The organism is Bacillus sp. B19-2, from assembly GCF_022832475.1.
GTDB classification, from domain to species: domain Bacteria; phylum Bacillota; class Bacilli; order Bacillales; family Bacillaceae; genus Bacillus; species Bacillus paralicheniformis.
The window spans coordinates 710,745-734,569 of the sequence record NZ_JALHKQ010000003.1 but is presented as its reverse complement, the minus strand read 5'-3'; the positions used below and the strand labels follow the sequence as shown (position 1 = coordinate 734,569).

At 46.6% G+C, this 23,825-nt stretch carries 28 protein-coding genes and 1 pseudogene; 4 read left to right on the top strand and 25 right to left on the bottom strand.

The window, feature by feature from the left end; genetic code table 11:
• Positions 1-135 precede the first annotated feature (135 nt).
• The 3 genes from MST20_RS15930 to MST20_RS15920 form a co-directional block, all read right to left on the bottom strand.
• On the bottom strand, positions 136-405 hold the full coding sequence (locus MST20_RS15930; RefSeq protein ID WP_243943359.1) for a hypothetical protein: 270 nt from the start codon (positions 403-405) through the stop codon (positions 136-138).
• On the bottom strand, positions 395-1,525 hold the full coding sequence (locus tag MST20_RS15925; RefSeq protein ID WP_243943357.1) for a response regulator aspartate phosphatase: 1,131 nt from the start codon (positions 1,523-1,525) through the stop codon (positions 395-397). The genes MST20_RS15930 and MST20_RS15925 overlap by 11 nt, the downstream gene beginning before the upstream one ends.
• Before the next feature lie 229 nt (positions 1,526-1,754).
• Positions 1,755-2,192, bottom strand: a complete 438-nt coding sequence (locus tag MST20_RS15920; RefSeq protein WP_165427460.1) for a peptidylprolyl isomerase — start codon at positions 2,190-2,192, stop codon at positions 1,755-1,757.
• A 337-nt stretch (positions 2,193-2,529) separates the two neighbouring features.
• Between MST20_RS15920 and MST20_RS15915 the strand changes: the two genes are divergently transcribed.
• Complete coding sequence (locus MST20_RS15915) at positions 2,530-3,426, top strand: DUF1002 domain-containing protein (protein WP_020452020.1); 897 nt, start codon at positions 2,530-2,532, stop codon at positions 3,424-3,426.
• On the opposite strand, the gene MST20_RS15910 is transcribed toward MST20_RS15915, so the two are convergent.
• Together MST20_RS15910 and lysA are read right to left on the bottom strand one after the other, a co-directional pair.
• Positions 3,423-4,280 (bottom strand): poly-gamma-glutamate hydrolase family protein, encoded by an 858-nt coding sequence (locus tag MST20_RS15910; protein ID WP_243943355.1) that lies wholly within the window; start codon positions 4,278-4,280, stop codon positions 3,423-3,425. The two genes, MST20_RS15915 and MST20_RS15910, sit on opposite strands and share 4 nt — an antisense overlap.
• 238 nt (positions 4,281-4,518) lie before the next feature.
• Positions 4,519-5,838: a diaminopimelate decarboxylase gene (gene lysA / locus MST20_RS15905; RefSeq protein WP_243943353.1), complete on the bottom strand. Its 1,320-nt coding sequence runs from the start codon at positions 5,836-5,838 to the stop codon at positions 4,519-4,521.
• A 359-nt stretch (positions 5,839-6,197) separates the two neighbouring features.
• Between lysA and MST20_RS15900 the strand changes: the two genes are divergently transcribed.
• Positions 6,198-6,521, top strand: coding sequence for a hypothetical protein (locus MST20_RS15900; protein WP_243943351.1), 324 nt, complete (start codon positions 6,198-6,200; stop codon positions 6,519-6,521).
• A gap of 44 nt (positions 6,522-6,565) precedes the next feature.
• Here the strand turns inward: MST20_RS15900 and MST20_RS15895 are convergent, their stop codons facing one another.
• The 19 genes from MST20_RS15895 to MST20_RS15805 form a co-directional block, all read right to left on the bottom strand.
• The gene (locus MST20_RS15895) at positions 6,566-8,038 is read right to left on the bottom strand and encodes a spore germination protein (RefSeq protein WP_243943349.1); all 1,473 of its coding nucleotides are present in this window, start codon (positions 8,036-8,038) and stop codon (positions 6,566-6,568) included.
• Positions 7,998-8,600, bottom strand: a complete 603-nt coding sequence (gene spoVAEA / locus MST20_RS15890) for a stage V sporulation protein SpoVABEA (RefSeq protein WP_243943347.1) — start codon at positions 8,598-8,600, stop codon at positions 7,998-8,000. The genes MST20_RS15895 and spoVAEA overlap by 41 nt, the downstream gene beginning before the upstream one ends.
• 6 nt (positions 8,601-8,606) lie before the next feature.
• The gene (spoVAE, locus tag MST20_RS15885) at positions 8,607-8,957 is read right to left on the bottom strand and encodes a stage V sporulation protein AE (protein WP_154994250.1); all 351 of its coding nucleotides are present in this window, start codon (positions 8,955-8,957) and stop codon (positions 8,607-8,609) included.
• A 1-nt stretch (position 8,958) separates the two neighbouring features.
• Entirely contained in the window at positions 8,959-9,978 is a 1,020-nt protein-coding gene (gene spoVAD / locus MST20_RS15880) for a stage V sporulation protein AD (RefSeq protein ID WP_243943345.1), read from the bottom strand.
• A 12-nt stretch (positions 9,979-9,990) separates the two neighbouring features.
• Positions 9,991-10,440, bottom strand: a complete 450-nt coding sequence (gene spoVAC / locus MST20_RS15875) for a stage V sporulation protein AC (RefSeq protein WP_154994246.1) — start codon at positions 10,438-10,440, stop codon at positions 9,991-9,993.
• 13 nt (positions 10,441-10,453) lie between these two features.
• Complete coding sequence (locus MST20_RS15870; protein WP_145653094.1) at positions 10,454-10,879, bottom strand: stage V sporulation protein AB; 426 nt, start codon at positions 10,877-10,879, stop codon at positions 10,454-10,456.
• Positions 10,869-11,489 carry a stage V sporulation protein AA gene (locus tag MST20_RS15865; protein ID WP_020452030.1) on the bottom strand — a complete coding sequence of 207 codons (621 nt, stop codon included), beginning with the start codon at positions 11,487-11,489 and terminating at the stop codon, positions 10,869-10,871. Before MST20_RS15865 ends, MST20_RS15870 begins: the two co-directional genes overlap by 11 nt.
• Before the next feature lie 152 nt (positions 11,490-11,641).
• Positions 11,642-12,409, bottom strand: a complete 768-nt coding sequence (gene sigF / locus MST20_RS15860) for an RNA polymerase sporulation sigma factor SigF (RefSeq protein ID WP_020452031.1) — start codon at positions 12,407-12,409, stop codon at positions 11,642-11,644.
• Positions 12,410-12,421: 12 nt separating this feature from the next.
• Positions 12,422-12,862 (bottom strand): anti-sigma F factor, encoded by a 441-nt coding sequence (gene spoIIAB / locus MST20_RS15855; protein ID WP_165427471.1) that lies wholly within the window; start codon positions 12,860-12,862, stop codon positions 12,422-12,424.
• Entirely contained in the window at positions 12,859-13,212 is a 354-nt protein-coding gene (gene spoIIAA, locus MST20_RS15850) for an anti-sigma F factor antagonist (protein ID WP_243943342.1), read from the bottom strand. Before spoIIAA ends, spoIIAB begins: the two co-directional genes overlap by 4 nt.
• 93 nt (positions 13,213-13,305) lie before the next feature.
• A complete protein-coding gene (locus tag MST20_RS15845; RefSeq protein ID WP_243943341.1) occupies positions 13,306-14,478 on the bottom strand; it encodes a D-alanyl-D-alanine carboxypeptidase family protein in 1,173 nt (390 codons plus the stop codon).
• Positions 14,479-14,635: 157 nt separating this feature from the next.
• Entirely contained in the window at positions 14,636-15,442 is an 807-nt protein-coding gene (locus tag MST20_RS15840) for a purine-nucleoside phosphorylase (RefSeq protein ID WP_243943441.1), read from the bottom strand.
• A 20-nt stretch (positions 15,443-15,462) separates the two neighbouring features.
• Complete coding sequence (deoB, locus tag MST20_RS15835; protein WP_243943339.1) at positions 15,463-16,647, bottom strand: phosphopentomutase; 1,185 nt, start codon at positions 16,645-16,647, stop codon at positions 15,463-15,465.
• Between the two features lie 193 nt (positions 16,648-16,840).
• Positions 16,841-17,731: a site-specific tyrosine recombinase XerD gene (gene xerD, locus MST20_RS15830; protein ID WP_020452037.1), complete on the bottom strand. Its 891-nt coding sequence runs from the start codon at positions 17,729-17,731 to the stop codon at positions 16,841-16,843.
• A gap of 6 nt (positions 17,732-17,737) precedes the next feature.
• Positions 17,738-17,962 carry a YqzK family protein gene (locus tag MST20_RS15825; protein ID WP_023855929.1) on the bottom strand — a complete coding sequence of 75 codons (225 nt, stop codon included), beginning with the start codon at positions 17,960-17,962 and terminating at the stop codon, positions 17,738-17,740.
• 120 nt (positions 17,963-18,082) lie between these two features.
• On the bottom strand, positions 18,083-18,532 hold the full coding sequence (gene fur, locus MST20_RS15820) for a ferric iron uptake transcriptional regulator (RefSeq protein WP_003183178.1): 450 nt from the start codon (positions 18,530-18,532) through the stop codon (positions 18,083-18,085).
• 118 nt (positions 18,533-18,650) lie between these two features.
• The gene (spoIIM, locus tag MST20_RS15815; RefSeq protein ID WP_243943337.1) at positions 18,651-19,307 is read right to left on the bottom strand and encodes a stage II sporulation protein M; all 657 of its coding nucleotides are present in this window, start codon (positions 19,305-19,307) and stop codon (positions 18,651-18,653) included.
• A 112-nt stretch (positions 19,308-19,419) separates the two neighbouring features.
• On the bottom strand, positions 19,420-20,766 hold the full coding sequence (locus tag MST20_RS15810; RefSeq protein WP_020452039.1) for a PTS sugar transporter subunit IIC: 1,347 nt from the start codon (positions 20,764-20,766) through the stop codon (positions 19,420-19,422).
• An 18-nt stretch (positions 20,767-20,784) separates the two neighbouring features.
• Positions 20,785-21,084 (bottom strand): PTS sugar transporter subunit IIB, encoded by a 300-nt coding sequence (locus tag MST20_RS15805; RefSeq protein WP_020452040.1) that lies wholly within the window; start codon positions 21,082-21,084, stop codon positions 20,785-20,787.
• A gap of 265 nt (positions 21,085-21,349) precedes the next feature.
• On the opposite strand from MST20_RS15805, the gene MST20_RS15800 reads away from it, so the two are divergent.
• Complete coding sequence (locus tag MST20_RS15800) at positions 21,350-22,831, top strand: NCS1 family nucleobase:cation symporter-1 (RefSeq protein WP_243943335.1); 1,482 nt, start codon at positions 21,350-21,352, stop codon at positions 22,829-22,831.
• A gap of 220 nt (positions 22,832-23,051) precedes the next feature.
• Positions 23,052-23,612 (top strand): GNAT family N-acetyltransferase, encoded by a 561-nt coding sequence (locus tag MST20_RS15795; protein ID WP_243943333.1) that lies wholly within the window; start codon positions 23,052-23,054, stop codon positions 23,610-23,612.
• Here the strand turns inward: MST20_RS15795 and MST20_RS21415 are convergent.
• Positions 23,611-23,820, bottom strand: a pseudogene (locus MST20_RS21415) (hypothetical protein); the annotation flags it as partial. The gene MST20_RS15795 and the pseudogene MST20_RS21415 overlap by 2 nt on opposite strands.
• Between the last annotated feature and the right edge of the window lie 5 nt (positions 23,821-23,825).

Below are 23,825 nucleotides of genomic sequence, written 5' to 3'. Positions count from 1 at the left end.
GCATTTTGTTTCAAAAACAGATCCCCTAAAAGGGACTTTTTACGTGTTCTTAATGAAACTTCACATCTATCCTCTTTTTATCGGACATAAAAAAGGCAGTGCTGATATATACCAGCACTGCCCTTTGACGGAATATTATGTTACATTTCGTTCTCCAATATGAATCGGTGACGTTTTGACAGATGTTACGTTTCTCTCAGCGACATTTACCGGTACGGATGTTACATTTCTCTCAGCAATTTTCACCGGTGCGGACGTTACGTTTCTCTCGGCGATTTGCATCGGTGTGGACGTTACATTTCTCTCGGCGACTTTCATACCATCTGTTTGCGTCATCAGCACAGCACTTGCCAGAGAAAGTCCTGCTACTGAAGCAGCGGCGGTTAACAACAGTTTAGATTTCATACGACCAGTCCCCTTTTTTCATTTGTTTTCGAGCACTGAATACCGTTTGATAGAAATAAACAGAGTCGCTCAAGCGCCCAATTTCATTATAGTATTCAGCTGCTTCCAATGCCAAGTCCTCAATATCGGGATACATCTTTTTTGACCCGAGCAGCTGAAAAGTTTCCAGCATTTGAGCTCTTCCGTCATCATCAAGATACAAGGCTTTCAAAAAATGAAATTTTGATAGATAGATCGAATCGTCTGATCGCCGGGCGATGTCAATCCCTTTGTTTAACGCGTCATCCGCCTGTTGCAGCTGCTTCAGCTTGAAATATGCATGTGCAAGACTAAAAAACGCTTTTGGAAGAATATCTGATGACTCTTCTTGATAAATCGCAGCAGCTCTGTTGAAGTATTCAGCCGCCCGATTGAAATCACCCATCTTATAATAGCAGTTTCCCAAATTGTAATAAGTGTGTCCTTCCAATATGAGCTGGCCTTCTTGCTGTGAAAGCTTCAGCGCCTTTTCAAGATGCGAAAGCGCCTTTTCATTCGAATCCAGGTCGTCATAGTTCCCTGCGATGACGAACTCGCATTGGATTCTCCGAACCGTGTAAGTTTCATGCGCCTGGTAGGTTTCAATCGCTTGAAGCGCATAGTTCATCGACACGTGGCTCTGTTTCATATGATAAAACACTTCAGCCATTTTAAAATGAAACTCGGCTCTCTCTATTTCGTCCTCGACATGCAGCAGCTTTTTTTCAGCGCGCCTGTAAAAAGAGATCGCTTTAATATAATCATGGTTTTTATATTCATACATCCCTCTAAAAAAGTTGAAATAATATTCAAGCAGGCCTGTCAGTTTTCCTTGTTCATCTTCGATATCTTTTAATATTTCAGAAAAGTCAGGCGGGGTTTCGCCTTCTTCCAATGGTTTTACGTAATCAAGCATGATTCTGTGTCTGAATTCCATTAAGGCGTAATACAATAATAAGTCTTGATCTTCTTCCATTTGAGAAATTTCGCGCTCAATTTCTGCCTTCAGCATTTCGGCGTCCGTAACATTGAATTTGCGTATCGCGTTATACCAGTCATTAATTTTTACGCCGACTGCCGTCGATGGGATTTTTACGCTCACCCCTTACGCCCCTTCCTTTTTTACAGATTGCGTTCTCTATCTAGCTCTTCACTTGAATATATTTTACATAAAGGGTCATTTTTTCACAATTATTTTATTTATTAGCATCGTCATTTCCTAGCAGAATGCGGTCGAAGAATCGGTCCCTGGTCCTGTTGCAACTGGAAAATGAACACCGTTTCAGACAAAAAAACAGCCCGGCTTAGCGGGCTGTTTCTGCGCTTTCTGATTATGCGTCAAATACTTCGACTTTTTCCATGCCTTGTCCCTGATCCATTGAAGTGACAGCATCAAGACCTGATGTGACTTTTCCAAAAACAGTGTGAACGCCGTTCAAGTGCGGCTGAGGCTCATGGACGATAAAGAATTGGCTGCCGCCGGTATCTTTTCCTGCGTGAGCCATTGAGAGAGAACCGGCTTCGTGTTTATGCGGATTCCCTTCTGTCTCGCATTTAATCGTATATCCAGGTCCGCCTGTTCCGGTGCCGTTCGGACAGCCTCCCTGGCTGACGAAGCCCGGAATGACGCGGTGGAACTTCAACCCGTCATAGAATCCTTCGTTTGCAAGTTTTTCAAAGTTGGCGACAGTTCCCGGCGCCGCTTCCGGATATAGTTCAAACTCGATTTTTTTGCCGTTTGTCAGTTGTATGTATCCTTTTTTAGCCATCTTGATTCTCTCCTTTCATTTCACAAGGGTCATTATATCATATCGAAGAAGCACAGAGCCAATCAACCTGAAATAAACGGCGCTCTTGTATCGCTTTTGTAAAAGATTTTAAAAAAAGGTTGAATCGCCTGTGAAAATCATGAATGATAAAAGGGCGGTGTGATCCGATACCGGGAGGGCATTTGACTTGAAGAGAAATTGATCTCTTTTTTTCTTTGAAACCTCTCTCATCTTTCATCCGTCTATATTTCGGAACGCATTATTTCCGTTCCGGCAGGCTTCTTTAAAAGTACAGCAATTCTGCCTGAAGCCTGCATTTTTAAGGAGGGCATTGAGCTTGAAAAAATCGATACTAGGAATCTTTACAGCATTGTGTCTGCTCATTTTCCCGCAGGTCAGCTTTGCTGACGCCGCAGTGGGTGATGTGATCGTCACGCTGGGGAAAGACTTGTCAAGCCAGGACAGACAAAAGGTATTAAAAGAAATGAATGCGCCTGAAAATGCGACCATCATCGAGGTGACAAATGATGAGGAGCATAAATATTTAGGGGATTATATACCGAAAGCACAAATCGGAACAAGAGCGATTTCTTCTTCTTCGATTACCGTAGCGAAAAAAGGCACCGGTTTGGAAGTGCAGACACACAATATCAGCAGAATTACGGATGAAATGTATTTAAACGCGCTGATGACAGCCGGTGTAAAAGACGCTAAAGTCTATATCACCGCACCATTTGAAGTATCAGGCACGGCCGCTTTGACCGGCTTAATGAAAGCCTATGAAACGACTTCGGGCGAAAAGATCTCCGAAGACGTGAAAAAAGTCGCGAATGAAGAGCTAGTCACTACTTCAGAGCTTGGCGAGAAAATCGGCAGTGAGAACGCATCGGCGCTGATGGCCAAAGTCAAGGAAGAAATCTCGAAAAACGGGGTTCCCGAATCAAAAGAGGAATTGGAGAAAACGATTGATTCGGCTGCTTCCGATCTGGGCGTGACGCTCACAGAGGATCAGAAAAAATCTCTCATGTCTTTATTTAATAACATGAAAAATATTAATATCGACTGGAACCAGGTTGGAGACCAGCTTGACAAAGCAAAAGATAAAATCACGAAATTCCTGGATTCTGAAGAAGGACAAAATTTCCTTCAAAAACTGATCGACTTCTTTGTGTCTCTGTGGAACGCCATCGTTTCCGTATTCACCGGCGGCGGCACCTCAGAGTCCAACGGTTAACACAACCAAAACACCTCCTTTTTCAATTGAAGGGGGTGTTTTATTTTTGCAGAGGGGAAGTCCCCTCCGTCTTCTTCATAGTTGTCATGAATAAAATCTGTCAGCAGTTTTGTAAATCGGTAAAACGTTTCGTTTTGCGTCACGGCCCTGTCTTTTAGTGTGAACCGATCGAATAAAGATCGGCGGAATCCTGTGCTCATTTCAAGCTGAATGCTCAGCCCGGAAAGCGACTTGTTGGCGATGTTATGCGGATGGGTTCCGGCATACTTGTCGTCTGTCGCCAGCATTTCAGCGGCAAACCCCGAGCGGTTCAGCTCATCAACCAATATTCTGATTTTAACGCGGTCTGTCCCGCCCACTTTAATCGTGCGGTCTTCACTGTAATAGCCGTGAAGCGACATGACATACTGGTGGCTCGCAGTGATGGCGAGCGCCGCCGGCTCGTCAAAACGCGTGCTTGTAATGTGAAGATCTCTATTGCCTGATGATTTCAGCCCTTCAAACAAGTACAAGGAATAATTTTTCGACACTTCATTGGCGATTTCACTTGTTCCGGGTTCGATGCCGCCTCCATGGATGGCCATGATGAGCATCGGCACTTTTGCGTCCTTCTCCGTCATTCGGTAAGACGCCGGATCTTCATTCCGCTCCAATTCTTCAAAGCTTGAATATTTATCAGTAGACTGTGTTGCACTATGAGCCGCAGCAGAACACGGGAATGAAATCACAGCTGAAATTAATAAAATATTCACAGAACTGTTTATTGCTGTAAAACACTTCACTATGTTACAATCAACACATTGCTTCAGGCACTGGAGCATGCGGTGGAGTAGGGATACTTTGGCCGGTTTCATCTACTCCGCCTCTAAATCCGCGAAATCAGCAAATCTCATCCTTTTCACCTTGATCATTGCCTTTACCATCTCCTTTGTTAAATTTTTGTTAAATTCCCAATATTATATACAATCAGCCCGGTCGCTGTTCTATGCATGTCATGATCTTTTTTACAAAAAACACCTCCCGATGGCCGGGAAGTGTTTTTCATGCTTGAATAAAAAATGGAGACTCCCCTCTTAGGGAATCTCCATTTTTTTATTGTTTTACTTTCGATTTCAGCGGCAGATCCAGCTTGACAATATCCTCATACGTCTCTCTCTGAATGACGAGCTGCGCTTCTCCATCCTCGACAAAGACGACGGCCGGGCGCGGAATGCGGTTGTAGTTGTTGGCCATGCTGTAGCCGTATGCACCGGTGCAGAAAACGGCGAGCACATCTCCGTCACGAACTTCAGGGATTTCCAAATCCCAAATCAGCATATCTCCGCTTTCACAGCATTTTCCTGCGATTGATACGGTATCATGACAAGCATCGTTCATCCTGTTGGCGACGGCCGCTTCATATTTTGCCTCATAAAGCGCCGGCCTGATATTATCGCTCATGCCGCCGTCAATGGCCACATATTTGCGAATGCCCGGCACCTCTTTTTGCGAACCGGTCGTGTACAGCGTAGTCCCCGCATCTCCGACGAGAGACCTGCCTGGTTCGATCCAAATCTCAGGGATGTCAAAGCCGAAATGCTCGGCATTTCCTTTGACCGCCTCGATGATTTTTTCAACATAGACATCGGCTGCGAGCGGCTCGTCGTCTTTTGTATAGCGGATGCCGAAACCCCCGCCGAGATTGAGCACTTCCGGAATGAATGAGTAAGTCTCCCTCCATTCAGCGAGCTTTTCAAAGATCTTGTCTGCCGCAAGAACAAATCCTGCCGTATCAAAAATTTGCGAACCGATGTGGCAGTGCACGCCGAGGAGCTTAAACGCAGATGAGCGAAGGACTTGTTCGATGGCTTGTTCGACCTGCCCATTGTGCAGATCAAAACCGAATTTCGAATCTTCCTGTCCCGTCGTAATATAATCGTGCGTGTGCGCTTCAACTCCCGGCGTGATTCTGAGCAAAACGTCTACAGTTTGTCCTGATTGCTTGCAAAGCTTTTCTGTAATGGCGATCTCGTGAAAGTTATCGAGCACGATACAGCCGATTTGATGCTCCAGAGCCATGGCTAGTTCTTCAGGGCTCTTATTGTTTCCGTGAAAATGAATCCGTTCAGCCGGGAACCCTGCTTTGATCGCAGTAAAAAGCTCTCCTCCCGATACCACATCCAGAGACAGCCCCTCTTGTTCGGCAAGCTGAATCATGGCGACCGATGAAAACGCCTTGCTTGCATACGCTACCTGCGCTTTTAAACCGGCTTCCTTGAATGCCTTCTGGAATTTTCGGGCGCGCTCTCTTATCAGCGCGACATCGTATACATAAAGAGGTGTTCCGTATCTTTCTGCCAATGATAGAACATCGACACCGCCGATTTCGAGGTGTCCACTTTCATTTCGTCTGCTAGTACCATGTAAAAACAATTGTCATTCCCTCTTTCTCTATCTACAAAGGTGCAAGGGGCGGTCCGGTTGCTGCCCGATGCATCTTCCGGCTTCATGATAGTGCGATTCTTATGTTGTATTATAACATTTCGTTTTAAAAACTAAACCACCATTTGTCCAAATTTTCTTGATTTACAAAGGGAATGATTCCCTAAAAAACCAATCCATTCTATTGATTATAGAATAACAGAAAACAGCACTTGATAGAAATAGGCATACACAACGTCCATTCAATTAAAAAAAAGAGCTGAAAAACCGAGATTTTCGCCCATACAAATAGGCATTTACCTGAATATAATCATAAAGATGAAACCTAAAAAAACGAAAGAGGTTATCATATGTATCCAAACCGTTACCCCTACACCCCGGCTCCAGGCTATACACCGGAAGATGTATACGGACCTTATCAGCCGGCTGTACATCATGAACAGCGAATTTACGAGCCTTATGAAGGGCAGATTATTACAGCTCCGGCGAATACGAGATTTTGGCGGAGAGGAACGGAGGTTTTCCTTCATTCGTCAACGATTGACCCGTCCGGCCGCGAAATGCTGTATGTCGTCTATCCGATCAGAAGACAGAACAACATCTGCAGCCTCCGGGCGGTCGCGATCTCTGCGAACGAATACAGAGGCATCGGGATCCAAAGATTCGATTACTGAAAAAGAGGCTTTTCCCCGGGGAAAAGCCTCTTGGAATACCGTCTTCACGGCTGTCTGGAGCGGTTTCGCGGATGAACGATGCTCGGCCTGACTTTTCCCCCGGGAACGGAAGTGCGCACGAGAATATGCCAAAACGCTTTTCCGTTGAACGGGAGGAGCGGCCATAAGTAAGGAGTCCGCAATGACCTGATCGAAGCCATCACTATAGTTAAGATCGTTAATCCAATGACAAATCCCTCTACTTTAAAAAGCGCCACCAATATCAGCATAAACAGCTTCACCATTTTATTCGCGAGACTCAGCTCGTAGCTTGGTGTCGTGTAAGCTCCGATTGCCGAGAGGGACACGTATAAAATGACTTCCGGAGAAAACAAGCCGACATTGATTGCTATGTCCCCAATCAACACAGCGGCAATCAAGCCCATTGAAATTGAAAGTGTCGTTGGGGTATGAATGGCGGCCATTCTTAAAAATTCGACGCCAAGATCCGCCAGGAAAATTTGCATGATAATCGGAATATGAGTGTCTTTGTTTAAACCGATAAACGATAAATTATCAGGCAAAAGCGACGGCTGAATGACAAACAGCAGCCAAAGCGGCAGCAAAAAGGTGGAGGCAAAAATGCCAAAAAACCGCACCCACCTTAAAAACGTTCCAACAGCCGGCGTCTGTCTGTATTCCTCAGCATGCTGTACATGGTGAAACAAAGTGGTCGGCGTGATGATGACGCTTGGCGACGTATCGACGATCACGATGACATGCCCCTCTAAAATATGGCTTGAGGCTACATCCGCCCTTTCCGTAAACCTGACGAGCGGAAACGGGTTGAAACCTTGGCCTACAAGAAATTCCTCTACCGATTTATCCGACATCGGCAGCCCGTCGATCTTCACATTTTCAATCTCTTTTTTTAATACTTCAACAAGATCGGGATCTGCGACATCTTCCAAATAGCAGAGACAGATGTCTGTTTTGGAGCGTTCACCGATATGAAGCATTTTATAGCGCAGGCGTTCATCTCTGATCCGGCGTCTGATCAGGGCTGTGTTGACAATGATGTTCTCGACGAATCCGTCCCTTGCACCGCGTACGACTTTTTCTGTATCAGGCTCTTCCGGCGTTCTGCCCGGATAGCTTCTGACATCGATGATAAAAGCAAAGCCCGCATCTTCGACGATGATGGCAACCAGTCCCGACAACACTTGGTCGACCGCTTCATCAAGCGTTTCTGCTTTTGAAACCTGCTGGTTCAAAAGCCTGTTTTCGACGATGTCTTCGACCTCTCCCGACTCTTTTTCTTTATCATTGAGATGCACCAGTTCCCTTAACAGGTGAATGATGTATTGTGTGTCGCACAACCCGTTGACATAATAAAGCTGAACTTCATGGCCGAGGATAAAGACCTTGCGTACGCCAAGGTCAAAGCTTTCTCCCATGCCGACCCGATTCTTGAAATACGCTTCATTCTTAGAAGGATCAAGGAATATGTTCGTCTTCTCTTGCTTTTGAGCACTCATGATACCCGCTCCTTTCTAAAATGAGCTCGACCGCTTTCATTGTAATCGGCGACCCTTTTTCCACATCGTCTTTTCTGTTCATCTTACCGATATCACCGATTCCGACAATGATCGGAACATCCAGCTGGTCAAGGCAATAGACCGTATCACCGTTCATTCGTTTGACATCGAGCTCTTTGACGCCGTGTTTATCGACGCCGTACTCTGTCAGCTCGCCTTCTGCATCGATTGATACATCGACCCTCGTCCACTCTGCATAATGAGTTTTTGAAGCGACGGCGATGACCCCGAGCACCTCGATATCGGGATTCATCGCTACATATTTCATCGCTGTCTCTCCCGGCCCTTCGCCTTGAAGTCCGGAATCATCAAACATGACGAATACAGGGTCATGAGGGGTTTCTAGGATCATGGATACAAGCTCCGGTCCTGTTTTAACGCTCGGATTCCCCGCCGATTGGGAAATGCAGCGGCCACCCGTTTTTCTTGCTGCATATTCGATTGCTTTTGCAGCGTATATATCGCCGTCTGTGACCAAAATGACTTTGCGTTTTGCTGGCATTATCCTTTATCCTTTCGGTTTAAAAATCACGGCAACAAGAAAAGCAAACAAAATAGCGGAGGATATACCGGCAGACGTCAGTTCGAATATCCCCATGGCAATCCCGATAAAGCCGTGTTCCTCAGCCTGGTGCATTGCACCGTGCAAAAGGGAGTGGCCGAAACTGACAATCGGAACCGTAGCCCCGGCACCGGCAAATTCGATAAAACGGTCGTAAATGCCGAAACCGTCAAGGATCGCTCCAGATACGACAAAAGTTGTCATCACATGAGCCGGCGTCATTTTAAAGACATCAAGCAAGAGCTGGCCGATGACGCAAATCAGCCCGCCTGCAATAAAAGCAATGACATATTCCATCTTAGGCGTTCCCCCTTTCGGCTCGTTCAAATACGACGCCATGGGCAATGCATGGAATCGATTCTTTTTGCTGAATGATCGTCGGGCTTAAAAGAGCGCCTGTCGCTACAACAAGCACTCTGTTTAGCCTGCCCGCTTCAATTTCTTTAAAAATGTGGGCAAAGGTGACGACAGCGGAACAAGCACATCCGCTTCCGCCTGCAAAAACCTGCTGGTCAGGCGTATAGATCATCAGTCCGCAGTCATTATGTTTGGTCCCGACATTGATTCCTTCCTCTTTTAACAGATCCTTTAAAATCGGGCTGCCGACACCTGAAAGGTCGCCGGTTAAAATCAGATCGTAATCATCAGGGGTGCGTCCCAGATCCTCCAAATGCTGCTTGATCGTATCCGCCGCAGCGGGTGCCATCGCTGATCCCATATCTTGGGAATCGGTAATCCCCAAGTCGATGACCTTTCCGACGGTTGCGCTGCTGATTTTGATGCCGCCGGGCTGCTGGCTGAGGACGACTGCTCCGCTTCCGGTCACTGTGGATGTAGCAGTTCCCGGCTTTTGACCCCCGTATTCCGTCGGGTAGCGAAACTGCCTTTCAGCCGTCGCATTATGGCTGCTTGTTGCCGCTAAGGCACGATTTGCGAAACCTCCGTCAATCAATGCCGAACTGATTGCGATCGATTCCATTGATGTCGAGCATGCTCCAAACAAGCAAAGAAAAGGTATTTTCAAATGCCTCGCCACATAGTTAGCTGTCACGTTTTGATTGAGCAGATCGCCCGCTAAAAAGATATCGATGTCTTCCTTTTTAAGATTTTGTTTTGATAACGCGGACTGAACCGCATCCTCCATCAGCTTGCGCTCTGCCATCTCCCAGTTTTTCTGGTTGCAGTGCATTTCATCATACGTTTTATCAAATAAGTGTCCTAGAGGCCCTTCTTTTTCTTTGGGACCGACCGCTGTTCCGCTCGAGTTAACAAACAGCGGGTTCTCAAATTCCCATGTTTGTTTTCCTGTTAATTTCATGATGTTTTCCTCCTAAAACAGCTTGTCAAAAGCAAAGCGGATCATTCCCACAATATAAGCGGCCGCAACGCCGAAGACGATGACATTTCCCGCCAGCTTAAACATATTGGTTCCCACGCCGAGGACGTATCCTTCGCTTTTGTGCTCAAGCGCGGCGCTCGTCATACTGTTGGCAAACCCTGTAATCGGAACAGCAGAACCCGCACCGGCAAACTGGCCGATTCTGTCGTAGACGCCAAGACCCGTTAACAGAGCGGAGATTAAGATGAGCGTGGCAACCGTCGGATTCCCCGCCGTTTTTTCATCAAAGTTGAACACGGCCATATAAAAATTCTGGAACGCCTGGCCGATTGCACAGATCAGGCCTCCGACGAGAAAAGCCTTGATACAGTTCAGGACATAAGGCGGCGTAGGCTGATAAGCTTTGACTTTCGATTGGTAATTATCTTTCAAACTTGACATCATATTCCTCCTTTTATGACAGATGAACAAAAATGAGCCATTGAAACATCGAGCCAAGGATCTTCCCGAACACAATGGCCATTAAAAGAATCAAAATCCTGTCCCCCATACCAATGCGTTTCGCCAGTATCGGCAGCACGTTCAGCACTTCTGTCAGCGCCGCTGCAAGCATTCCGATGAAAACGCCCGCAAAAAGGCCGAGCGGAACAAGCAGCCATTTGGATAAAAAAAAGCGGGACATGTTCAGCGATTCCCATCCTCCGAAAACCGCGCCCAGAATGACAGCCCATTCATACGCCTGGATGAACCCTTGCGTTTTCGTCAGCTGAGTCAGTCTCGGGATAATGCCAAGCACGGTAAGAAAAGCGACAAAGCCGGATCCAACCGCAATCCCTCCTGCGAGTCCGAGAAAGATGATAAAGATTACGCTAATGATCATGAATATCCTTTGTCGTTTCTTTGTTTTCGTGCAAGGCCACATAATGGTCCAAATCAAGCTGATATTTAAACATCTCGACCTCCAGAGGGCTCGGCTCCTCGTTAAACCGTTTTTTAAATAAATGATTAAAAAACAAAATCATGCCGAGACCGAGACCGATGCTGTACGGAATCTGCAAAAGGTATGGATAGCGGTTCTCCTTGCCCGTCACCATTTCGTAAAGCAAGATGTGTACGTCCCTCATGCTGACATCTTCATGAAAGTTCATGACGGCAAGGCCGGCACCGACGAACAGGAGCAGCCAGACGCCGACGAACAGTACGGGAGACAGACCCCTTTTCGGATATTGGATCTCCACGATGGTTTCAGAACCGCCGACGGTTTGGACGTCAAGGTCAGGAAACGATTTATGTACAGCTTCAATCACCTTCATCACGTCCAACACTACCATGCTTTGATCCGCTTTGCTGACCTGATAAATAGGCAGCCGTTCAAGCTTTTCTTTGTATCGGCGGTCGCCCGCTACCTGTGCGATATGGCCGAGCAGAATCAATTCATCGGGATCGGCCTCAAGCCGGTGGCGGAGTCTGATAAAAACTTGACGTTCCATCTGGGTCACTTCCTATATGATGGTTATAGTTGTAGTATGAAGTACATCCCATTTATCATTCAGCAAGCGGCAAAAGACCATAAATTACCACAAAAAAACCAGAACGCTCTTTTTTGGAGCGTTCCGGTTTTTCATTAGACATCCGAGCAGCATCAGCTTTCAAATTGATCCATCTGGTTTTTGATTTGCTTTAAAATCTTTTTTTCAAGCCTCGACACTTGCACCTGGGATATGCCGAGGCGGTCGGCAACTTCAGATTGCGTCTTGTCTTTGTAATACCTTAAATAAACAATCAGCTTTTCCCGTTCATCCAAATCCTTGATGGCTTCCTTCAAAGCGATTTTATCGAACCACTTCTCTTCCGACTGATCGGCGATTTGATCCAGAAGTGTAATCGGGTCTCCGTCGTTTTCGTAAACCGTTTCATGAATGGATGAGGGAGAGCGGACCGCTTCCTGGGCCATCACGACCTCTTCCGAACTGATTTCGAGATAATCGGCGATCTCCTGAACGGTCGGAATCCGGCCGTTTGACTTGGAAAGCTCGTCTTTTGCCCGCCGGATTTTGTTGCCGAGTTCTTTCAGCGAGCGGCTCACTTTGACGGTTCCGTCATCTCTGATAAACCGCTGAATCTCGCCGATAATCATCGGGACGGCGTAGGTGGAAAACCGAACGTCATAGGAAAGATCGAATTTGTCCACCGACTTCAAGAGGCCGATGCAGCCGATTTGAAAGAGGTCATCAGGCTCATAGCCTCTGTTCAAAAAACGCTGAACGACTGACCAAACAAGACGCATGTTTTTTTCTATGAGGAGGTCCCTTGCTTTTTGATCGCCGTTCTGGCTGTTTTTAATCAGTTCTTTCACTTCATGGTCTTTAAGCTGAGTGTTCTGGTTTTCTTTTTTAACCTCCACATCCATAACAAATCTCCCTTAATTGCAAAGCGCTTTGCTTTTTGATAAGTGCTTTGTTAAGTGTATTGTGGTTCCCATCTCAGGTGAGGAGTCGATCGAGATATCATCCATGAAATTTTCCATGATCGTAAAGCCCATTCCCGACCGCTCGAGTTCAGGCTTTGTCGTGAACAGGGGCTGGCGCGCTTCTTCAAGATCAGGGATGCCGACTCCTTCGTCACGAATCGTTAAGTAGACGATATGATCATCAAGGGTGACGGAAATGTATACGTCTCCCTGCCCTGAGTTTTCATAACCGTGTATGATCGCATTTGTGACCGCTTCAGAAACGACCGTTTTAATTTCGGTCAGTTCATCCATCGTCGGGTCGAGCTGAGCGATAAAAGCAGCGACTGTCACCCGTGCAAACGATTCGTTTTGGCTGAGTGCCGTAAACTGGATATTCATTTCATTTTTCATGACGCCACCCCCAACGTTTCAAGTGCACGCTGCTCTGATTGCTCAAGACGAATGATTTTAAACAGCCCGGACATATCAAATAAACGTTTGACAGCAGGAGAAATGGCACAGACGATCATTTCTCCGCCGAGCTGTTTAATCTCCTTATATCTGCCGAGCACGACGCCAAGCCCTGAACTGTCCATAAACGAAAGGTCTGCAAGATTCATGACAATATGGCGAATGCCGGATTGTTCCAGATGGTCACTGACTTGTTTTCTCAAGGTTTCTGCTGTATGGTGATCGAGTTCACCTGTCAACCGAATGCATAGTACGGATTCTTTGATGTGAATATCGATTCCGAGGCTCATCCTCATTCCTCCTTGGTTTAAATCGGATAATGAGTGTTTCGCTTCAGACTTTATAAATTCCTTCACCATGACAAAACTAGTGACCGTTCGGCATTATTCACTCCACTTCGTCCAGTGGGTCATCGTCCGCTTGAACATCGTCCACATCCCTGCTTTATCCATGTCTTTTTCCGCGACAAGAGGGCTTTCAGCGAGAACCTTTCCGTCCTTTTTCAATACGAGCGTCCCAAGCTCTGTGCCTTTTTTGACAGGGGCCTGGATATCTTCCTTCTGTTTGATTTCTTTTTTAACAGATTCGATATTTTCGCCTTTTTTCGTCAAAAGGGAAATCGGTTCTGATGTGACAAGGTTTATTTTTTGCTCACGGCCTTTATTGACCTTCAAATCGGAAATGATTTCATTGCGTTTATACATTGGATGCGTTTCATATTGGCTGAACGCAAAATCAAGCATTTTTGTGATTTGGGCATTTCGTTCTTTTGGCGTACTGGCTCCAAAAACGACAGCGATAACGCGCATGTTTCCTTTTTTCGCTGAAGCTGTCAGGCAGTACTTTGCTTCATTTGTAAAGCCTGTCTTGACTCCGTCAACGCCGGGATAAAATTTGATGAGGCGGTTTGTATTAACGAGCCAGAATTTTTTGTCACTGTTTTCTCTCAGATAGTCTTCATACGTTCCCGTAAATTTCGTGATGTTTTCATATTTTAAAAGCTCTTTCGCCATAAGTGCCATGTCATAGGCTGTGCTGTAATGGCCTTCTTCAGGCAGACCTGTCGTATTTTGAAAAGATGTATCCTTGAGGCCGAGCTCAGCGGCTTTTTCATTCATTCTTTTGACAAATTCCTCTTCAGATCCGGCAATATGCTCTGCCATTGCCACAGAGGCATCATTACCCGATCCAATGGCGATTCCTTTCAGCATATCTTCAACCGTCATTTCTTCGCCGGGCTCAAGGAAGATTTGCGAGCCCCCCATTGAAGCGGCATACTCGCTTGTTCTGACTTTGTCTTTCATTTTGATCTTGCCTTCATCAAGAGCTTCCATGATCAGCAGCATGGTCATCACTTTTGTCATGCTGGCCGGGGGAAGCTTTTCACGGCTGTTCTTGTCATACATCACCTTACCGGTATCCCGCTCGATTAAAACGGCAGATTTTGCGTCATCAGCAAGCTCCGACGGTTTCTTTGCGCTCACTTTTGCAAACGCCGACGGCGCAGTCATCAGGATTATCGTAAAAATCAGCAATTTGGATAAATGACGTTTCATCACCCAGACCTCCATTTCGTAATCCTCTCTATTTTTTCCAATTCGTTTGGATTTATACGGATCGATTGGAAAAAATTTCTCCCGAGTCAAAAAGAAAGAGCCAATACAGGTTCTCATTTGAACTTGCATTGGCTCACGTTTCAATTTCGCTGCGGTTTTAGCCGATTTTGGCGACGGCCGCTTTAACAAACCGCAAAAAGTCGGCTTTTACTTTTTCGGTGACTTCGATCACTTCGTCATGGGAGAGCGGCTGATCGAGGATTCCGGCTGCCGCGTTTGATATACACGAAATACCGAGCACGCGGAGGCCCGCATGTTTTGCCACGATGACTTCTGGAACCGTCGACATGCCGACGGCATCCGATCCGATCGTTCTGAGGAAGCGCACTTCGGCAGGCGTTTCGTATGTAGGTCCTGTGACGGCTGTGTAAACCCCTTCTTGTACACTGATGTTCAATTCATCGGCTGTTTTTTTCGCCAAGAGGCGCAGTTCCTTATCATATGCGGATGACATGTCAGGGAATCTGACGCCCAGCGAGGAATCGTTCGGCCCGATCAGCGGATTCGTTCCCATATAATTGATATGATCAGATATGATCATCAAATCGCCGGGACGGAACGATTCATTGACGCCGCCTGCGGCATTGGTCACGATTAAAGTCTCGATTCCGAGCTCTTTCATGACACGTACGGGGAAGGTTACCTTGTCCATTGAATACCCTTCGTAAAAATGAAAACGCCCTTGCATGGCAACGACTTGCACATTTTCAAGCCTGCCGATGACAAGCTGTCCGGCATGCCCTTCAACGGTTGAAACAGGAAAATCCGGGATGTCTTCATATTTAATGCGAACGGCGTCTTCTATCTCATCAGCAAGCACGCCAAGGCCCGATCCCAAAATCAGGCCGATTGCCGGTTTGATTTCTGTTTTGCTTTTAATATAGTCTGCGGCATTTGCAATCATCTGTTTCACGTCGTTTCCTCCTATTTCAGCAGGGATAAAAAGCTTTTTCCGTACTTTGGCATATTCGTTTTAAAGTTGTCGGCGATCGTCGCGCCGATGTCCGCGAATGTATCTGCGAGCGGAAGCGCACCGGGCTTTTCGTGCTTTTTGCTGTATACAAGAAGCGGTACGTATTCCCTTGTATGATCTGTGCCATGGTGAACCGGATCATTGCCGTGGTCGGCGGTAATGATGAGCAGATCGTCTTCACGCATCTTTTCAAATACTTCAGGAAGGCGCGCGTCGAACTCTTCAAGCGCTTTTCCATATCCTTCAGGATCGCGGCGGTGTCCGAACAGCGCGTCAAAGTCCACGAGGTTTACAAAGCTGATCCCTGTAAAATCTTTGTCAAGCGTTTGCACCAGCTTGTCCATCCCGTCCATATTCGATTTCGTTCTAAGCGATTCCGTAATACCTTCGCCGTCGTAAATATCGGAGATTTTGCCGATCGCAATCACATCAAAGCTGTCATCTTTCAATTCATTCATCACGGTTCTGTCGAACGGCTTCAGCGCATAATCATGGCGGTTCGGCGTCCGTTTAAATTCGCCCGGCTCGCCGACAAACGGCCTCGCAATGACGCGTCCGACCATATATTTCTCGTCAAGCGTAAGCTCGCGCGCGATCTCGCAGATTTTGTACAGTTCCTCGAGAGGCACGACTTCTTCGTGTGCGGCAATCTGCAGAACGGAGTCCGCTGAGGTGTAGACGATCAGCGCACCGGTTTCCATATGCTCCGCACCGAGCTCATCCAAAATCGCAGTGCCTGATGCAGGCTTGTTTCCAATCACTTTTCTTCCGGACTTCTGTTCAAGTTCATGGATCAATTCGTCCGGAAAACCTTCGGGAAACACCCGGAAAGGTTTGTCTATGTAAAGCCCCATTATCTCCCAATGACCAGTCATCGTATCTTTTCCGTTTGAGGCTTCTTTCATTTTGCCGTAATAGGCAAGCGGCTCTTCTGCCTTTTCGACACCTTTGATTTCTCGGATGTTGCTGAGTCCGAGCTTCGACATGTTCGGCAGGCTGATGCCTCCCATATGTTCGGCAATATGGCCTAATGTATCTGCGCCTTTGTCATTAAATTTATCGGCATCAGGCGCCTCGCCGATTCCAACGGAATCCATCACAATTAAAAATACGCGGTTGTAATCAAATGCAGGCATTTGTCGGCCTCCTTTTTTTCTTTCTGTCAGCTGTAGGCTGTCACGCTTGGCATAAAAAAACCAAAATACCGCTATTAGCCAAGTATAAACCGTTTACACAACAGTTGACAATACGAACGGGAATAGTGAGAAACTTCCCGCAATTTGCTGCTCACTCAACATGAAAAACCGTGCTTTCGCCTGTTCTTTTAGGCTATGCACGGGGATGGTACTGCTTATATACGTCTTTCAGCCTTGTTTTCGTCACGTGCGTATAAATTTGCGTCGTCGAAATGTCGGCGTGTCCGAGCATTTCCTGAACGGCCCGGAGATCGGCTCCGTTTTCGAGCAGGTGTGTGGCGAATGAGTGCCTCAGCGTGTGCGGCGTCAGCTCTTTATTAATTCCCGCTTCCAAGGCGATTTTCTTTAAATTTTTCCAAAATCCCTGCCGGCTCATCTGTCTGCCGTGGTGATTCAGAAACAGGGCGTCTTCGGTATTTTTTTTCAAAAGCTTTCCCCTCGCTTTTGACAGATATTCGCCGACCGCATGTGACGCCGCTTCGCCGAGCGGAACGATCCGCTCCTTCCTTCCTTTACCGAAGCATCGGATAAAACCCATCGATAAATGGACATCGGACAGCTTTAATGCGATCATCTCGCTGACGCGGATTCCTGTCGCATACAATAACTCCAGCATCGCTTTATCGCGATAGCCGAACGGCCCCGTCAGCTTCGGCGTATCCAGAAGCGTTTCGACTTCTTGTAATGACAGCACCTTCGGGAGCGTCCGTTCCGTTTTTTGTGACTCAATATGGACGGACGGGTCCTGGGCCGTTACTTTTTCTCTCAGCAAAAACTGGTGAAAGCTGCGGATGGAAGCGAGATGCCTCGCAATCGTCTTACCGGATTTTCCGGCGTCTTTTAGATGCTTTAAAAACTGGATGATGGTAAGCCTTGTCACCTGGTCAAAAGAGCTCAGCTGCTCCTGTTCCTCTAAATAGGCGGCGTAGCTGTTCAAATCCCGTTCATAGCTCACAACCGTGTTGTGGGAAAGCCCCCGTTCAACAACGGCGTAGTGGATAAAGTCTTTAATATGAACTTTCACGCTATCCTACTCCCCGTTTAAATAAAAAAAGATTAACCGGTTAAACCAGCTGCCCTGCTCGTCCCCTTCCATCGAGGCGACCTTGAGGGCTGCTCCTTCAGGTTTATCATACCGATGATAGTTTTCATACTCTGAATTTATCCATATCATAGCATAATAAAACAAGACGGTAAAACCGGTAAACAGCACGAACACCTTGATCATATCGGCAGCCGTTTTCAGCATTTTCATACGGTTTCAGGTCCCTTCTTTTGATTCGATTACTAAAACTTATGCCAAATGAGACAAGTTTTATACGTCTGAATCAAAAAAGAACCCGCTCATGGCTGAAAGGGTTCTCTCCGGTTTAGACTATTCCGATTCCTTTTGCTGACAGTCATGACAGATGCCGTGGAACGTCAGCCTGTGGTCTTTTATTTTAAATTTCCAATCCTTTTCAATAATTTCTTCCACGTCTTCAAGCAAATCTTCTTCAATCTCAACAACCGAACCGCATTCCATGCAAACGAGGTGGTGATGGAAATGGGCGGCACCTTCTTTACGGAGGTCATATCTTGACACACCGTCGCCAAAATTGATTTTATCCACTACTTTTAATTCAGTTAACAGTTCAAGAGTCCGATATACTGTCGCAAGACCAATCTCAGGAGATTTCTCTTTTACGAGGAGGTATACATCTTCTGCGCTTAAATGGTCTTCCTCATTCTCAAGCAGCACCCTTACAGTAGCCTCGCGCTGAGGGGTGAGTTTATAGCTGGAAGAATGCAGTTGCTTTTTAATCCGATCAATACGTGTTTCCATTGACTTTCCCTCCTACGCCGCATTACCTAGCTTATTATAACAAAACAAGCGCAGGGAGCCAACTATAATCATTATAAATTGATAAACAAAATGAATATTTTTTAATAATCATTATAAATTAATGCTGTTTCGGCAAGACGTACTCTGTCAGCTTTTCCATCAACACCGGCGAAAGATATGCTTCATAGGAAGAGGATATAAGAGACATCGCGAGAATCAGGACGAGCACGAAAGCGTACCGGCCAAACCAATGGACAGGCGCTTCTGCAAGGCTGCGTTTGACAAAAAGCTGGCGAATGAGCCTCATCGAAAAAGCAATGGCACAAGTCCCCATGATCAAGTAAGCCGGGATCAGCAGAATATTTTGCGGGAGCACGGAGACAAAAGACAGGAAAAAGCCGTTGATTCCCATTTGATTGACCAGAAAGCCGACTGTAAATCCGACAACGATCCCTTTTAAGAAGACCATGATAAAAATGACGGGCAAGCCGATGATGGAAATCCCGAGAATCCACATTAAGCCTAAATATTTCATATTATGAAGAAAGCTCTGCAAAAACATTTCCTTTGAGCTGGCTGCTTTTCCTTCGGAAAGCTGTCCAAAAAATCGATTCAAATAGTAGAACAAATCTTCTTTTTGACCGATCGTCATGCTGTTGACGATGACCGCGCCGAAAATCACACCCATTAAAAACAGCACTGAAACAAATAAATAGATCGACAGATGATCCTTCATATGTTGAAAGATGAGCTCTTTGATTGTGGGCTTCCGCATGTATCTTCCTCCCAGACGTGCTTTTGATTTTAATAGATTGTATGAGAGAAAAGAGAGCCGCATGACTTTTTTTGAAAAAAGACAGGCGCCCGTAAAAGGCGCCCCGATAACGTTATGATTCCTCCCTGTTTTCTGCAGAATGCTCCCTGTCCGTATTCACAGTCTTGTTGGCGGCCATTACAAACGGCAGATAAATCACCGTTGAAATGGCGAGGCAAAGAAAGCCGACCCCGAGCGCAAGCCAGTTCCCTCCTGTCCCGAGAAACGGTATCAACGGCCCGGGCGTTGTCCACGGAACAGCGTATGCGATCGGCGGAATCAGCTGAAACTTGATGAACAAATAGCCGATGACAGTATTGACTGCCGGAACGATGATAAAGGGAATCATGAAGATCGGATTGAGCACGACCGGAAGTCCGAAAATAACAGGTTCATTAATGTTAAATATCCCCGGACCGATCGAAAGCTTGCCGATGTCTTTATAATCCCGGCGCTTTGAAGCGATGAATATTGCGATCAAAAGCCCCAGCGTCATGCCCGATCCCCCGTAGTTTGCAAAGGCGTCATTCAGCGCCCATGTTTCAGGAAACGGAGCGTTCCAGGCAGAGCCTGTTTTGGCGGCAAAAGCGAGATTTTCAAGGTTTGCTTCGGCAAAAATCGTTTCTCTGATCGCCGCGATTGTATTCGGACCGTGAATGCCGAACAGCCATAAAAAGTTGGCGACGATTCCAAGAAAAACAACGGTGAAAATATTCGTTCCCATCTCTCTCAACGGCGCCTGCAACACGGTGTACACCAATTCATGCAAACCGTTTTTCGACAGAGACATCAGGGCAAAGCTTAACACCGCAAAACCAATCGTAATGAAGATGATCGGAAACAGCACTTTAAATGTCCGGGCAACCGCAGGGGGCACCTGCGGAGGCATATGAATTTGCAGGCGCTTGGCATTTGAAAGCCTGCTGAACACTTCACCGACGATGATCCCGATGATTAAGGCGACGAACAGTCCTTGCGCGCCAAGCCACTTCGTCGTTAAAAAGCTCTCGTTTTCGATCAGGCGGTAAGGTGAATAAATGATAAAATAACAGGATACGGCCGTTAATCCGGCAAGCAGTTCATCCGCTTTCATTGAGATGGCTAAATTGCGTGCGACAAGAAACACGACAAATATCGACATAATATCGAGCGACCCCCGCAGTACAGGGGTAAAGACCGACTGATAATCAGCCAAGTTCGGAAATATCTTTTCAAGGAACAAAATGTTGGCGATAAACCCGTCCGGAGATAAAATAGCGAAATTTAATAAAATGATAATCGATCCTGCCATAATAATCGGAAATGATAGAATAAAAGCATCTCTGATCGCACATATATGGCGCTGTGAGTTCAGTTTTGCAGCAACGGGAACCAAAAACCGTTCCACGTTCCGCTCAAACTTCTCCATAAATCCGCTCATCCCTGTCTCCCCTCCTTTTTATTTCATCAGCTGCAGCGCTTTTTGCAGCACAGCTTCGCCGTTCATGGTGCCGTAGTCGCGCATGTCGATTACCTGAACCGGCGTGTCTCCCGCGCTCGCCTCAACCTGTGACTTTTGGTACCTGACTTGCGGCCCCAGCAATACGACGTCCGCGCTTGACGCGGCAGTCCCGGCTTCGGATACCGGCAGTGCGATGATGTCGACTTCTTCGTTCAGTGTCTCGGCATGCTTTTTCATTCTGCTGACAAGCAGGCTCGTTGACATGCCTGCCGCGCAAACCAATAAAATTTTCTTCATTATTTGTTAACCCCCTTCAGCTTCACCTTTTTCTCCGCTATTCAGAAAACGCTTTCATTATAGTGCGGAGTCATATTTCAACCTGGTCTTTTATCCTATGATCGAGATAGACAACTGTTTCATAAAAATCAATATTTTTATAACGGTTTCAAACGGCTCGTTTAGTTAACCTCAACAAACGCCTTGAAACATTTGTTTAGTTTATCTAATGAATTTTTCAGAATAATAAGTTATATTTTCCCTTAAAAATAACCGGAGGGATTACATGAAATCTGTTTATCATGAAAAAGTTCAAACAGACAGCACACTCTCAAACAGCGACCTGCAGCCACTGAAGCCAGAGGAACGCACATGGAAAGCGGTCAATTTCGCATCGATCTGGATGGGCTGTATCCATAACATCCCCACTTACGCAACGGTTGGCGGGCTGATTGCGATCGGACTTTCTCCGTGGCAGGTGCTTGGGATTATCGCTGTCGCTTCGATCGTGCTCTATGCAGCCCTCGCTTTAAATGGACATGCAGGCGCAAAATACGGTGTGCCTTTTCCCGTGTTAATCAGATCTTCTTTCGGGATATACGGGGCCAATATTCCGGCGCTTCTCAGAGGTTTTGTAGCGATTATGTGGTTCGGCATTCAAGCGTTTGCGGGAAGCACGGCGATCAACATCCTGATCTTAAATGTGTGGAACGGCTGGAAAGACATCGGCGGCGATTGGAACTTGTTTGGATTGCATCTATCGGGTCTTTTGTCATTTGTTTTCTTTTGGGGAATTCATCTGCTCGTCCTTCACCACGGGATGGAGTCGATTAGAAAGTTTGAAGTCTGGGCCGGCCCGCTCGTTTATCTCGTCTTTGGCGGAATGGTGTGGTGGGCGGTCGATATTGCGGGAGGACTCGGTCCGATTTATTCGCAGCCGGGAAAATTCCAGACATTCGGCGAATTGATTTGGCCGTTTCTTGCCGGTGTGACGGGGATTATCGGCATATGGGCGACACTCATTTTGAACATTCCCGATTTTACGAGATTTGCAGCCTCTCAAAAAGAACAAATCAGAGGGCAGTTTTACGGTTTGCCGGGCACATTCGTACTGTTTGCATTTGCAAGCATTACCGTCACCTCCGGCTCACAGGCTGCCTACGGGGAGCCTATTTGGGATGTTGTCGATATTCTCGCCCATTTTGACAACCCGTATGTGATCGCGCTTTCGGTCATTACACTTTGCATCGCCGCCATTTCGGTAAACGTTGCGGCAAATATTGTCTCGCCGGCCTATGACTTGGCCAATTTTTTGCCGAAATACATCGATTTTAAGCGAGGCAGCTATTTGACAGCTGTTTTGGCCCTGTTCACTTTCCCATGGAAGCTGATGGAGAATGAAGCGAGCGTGTTTTCTTTTCTCGGCACAATCGGCGGCATATTGGGGCCGGTCGCAGGCGTAATGCTTGCCGATTATTTTATCATCCGGAAGCGCACGCTCTGCCTCGAAGATCTCTATTCTGCAAGCGGGCAGTACATGTATTATAAAGGCTATAATTACAGGGCTTTTGCTGCGGTTGCTCTCGGCGCGCTGATGTCTCTGATCGGCTCTTACATCCCCGCCATGAAGCCGCTTTATGACATCTCCTGGTTTTCGGGCGTGCTGATCGCTTCCTTCGCCTATATCCTTTTGATGCGCATCCATCCGCCGGCCTCCATTTTAAGCGAAACGGCTCAATACGAAGACGGAAGAAAAATAAGCGGATAATTAATATGGGAAAAAGATTTTTTGCTAGAGAAAAACGCCTTTTCTTCTGTCCGCTTTTTTTCAGAGGCCGCTTATGATAGACTCATATTATCAGATATTTTCCACAATTCTACTGAAAGAGACGATGCAAACGGGAGCCGAGTGCGGCAGTTAGGCCGTTTCGGATCACGTCGTTGCGATGGCAAGATTCCATGAATAACGTCTGCAGGAGGAATACGCTATGAATCCGATACTGCTCGATTTTCCGGACAGCTTTGAAACGGAGCGTCTGCTGATCAGAGCGCCGCGCGCCGGCGACGGCAAGGCTGTATATGACGCTATTACAGCTTCGTTTTCAGAGCTCAAGCCGTGGATGCCGTTTGCAAGGGAGATGCCCGAGGAAGAACATGTAGAAATCAACGTCAGGCAGGCACAGGCCGATTTTATTTTGCGCAACGATTTACGGATGCATATTTTCCATAAAGAAACGGGAAAGTTCGTCGGCAGCACAGGCCTTCACCGCATGAATTGGAAAGCGAAACGGTTTGAAATCGGCTATTGGCGCAGTTCTGAATTTGCCGGACAGGGGTACATGACAGAAGCGCTTATCGGACTGATTGATTTCGCGAGGGGACACATTAGAGCCAAGCGGCTTGAGATATGCTGTGACAGCATGAATACGAAAAGCAGAAAAATGGCGGAGCGCCTCGGTTTTCAGCTGGAGGCCGTTTTACAAAGCGATGACCTTTCGAATGATTTAAGCGAACATCGGGACACATGCATGTATTCGCGCATCTTCTAAAAAAAGAACCCTTATGATCTTCATGAAGCAAATCATAAGGGTTCTTTCGTTTATGTTTCATATGCAGCTTTGCAAGCACTTCCCGCCTGCTTTTCGTTTTTCTGACGTGCGTGCTGAAATCAGGCGCCTTGCCTCTTGATGCGGCGGCATCTCTGCCTGAGTTTCTCAACATGTGTTCGCGCTTTTTCTTTGCCTTGCTTTTGGCCATGTTCC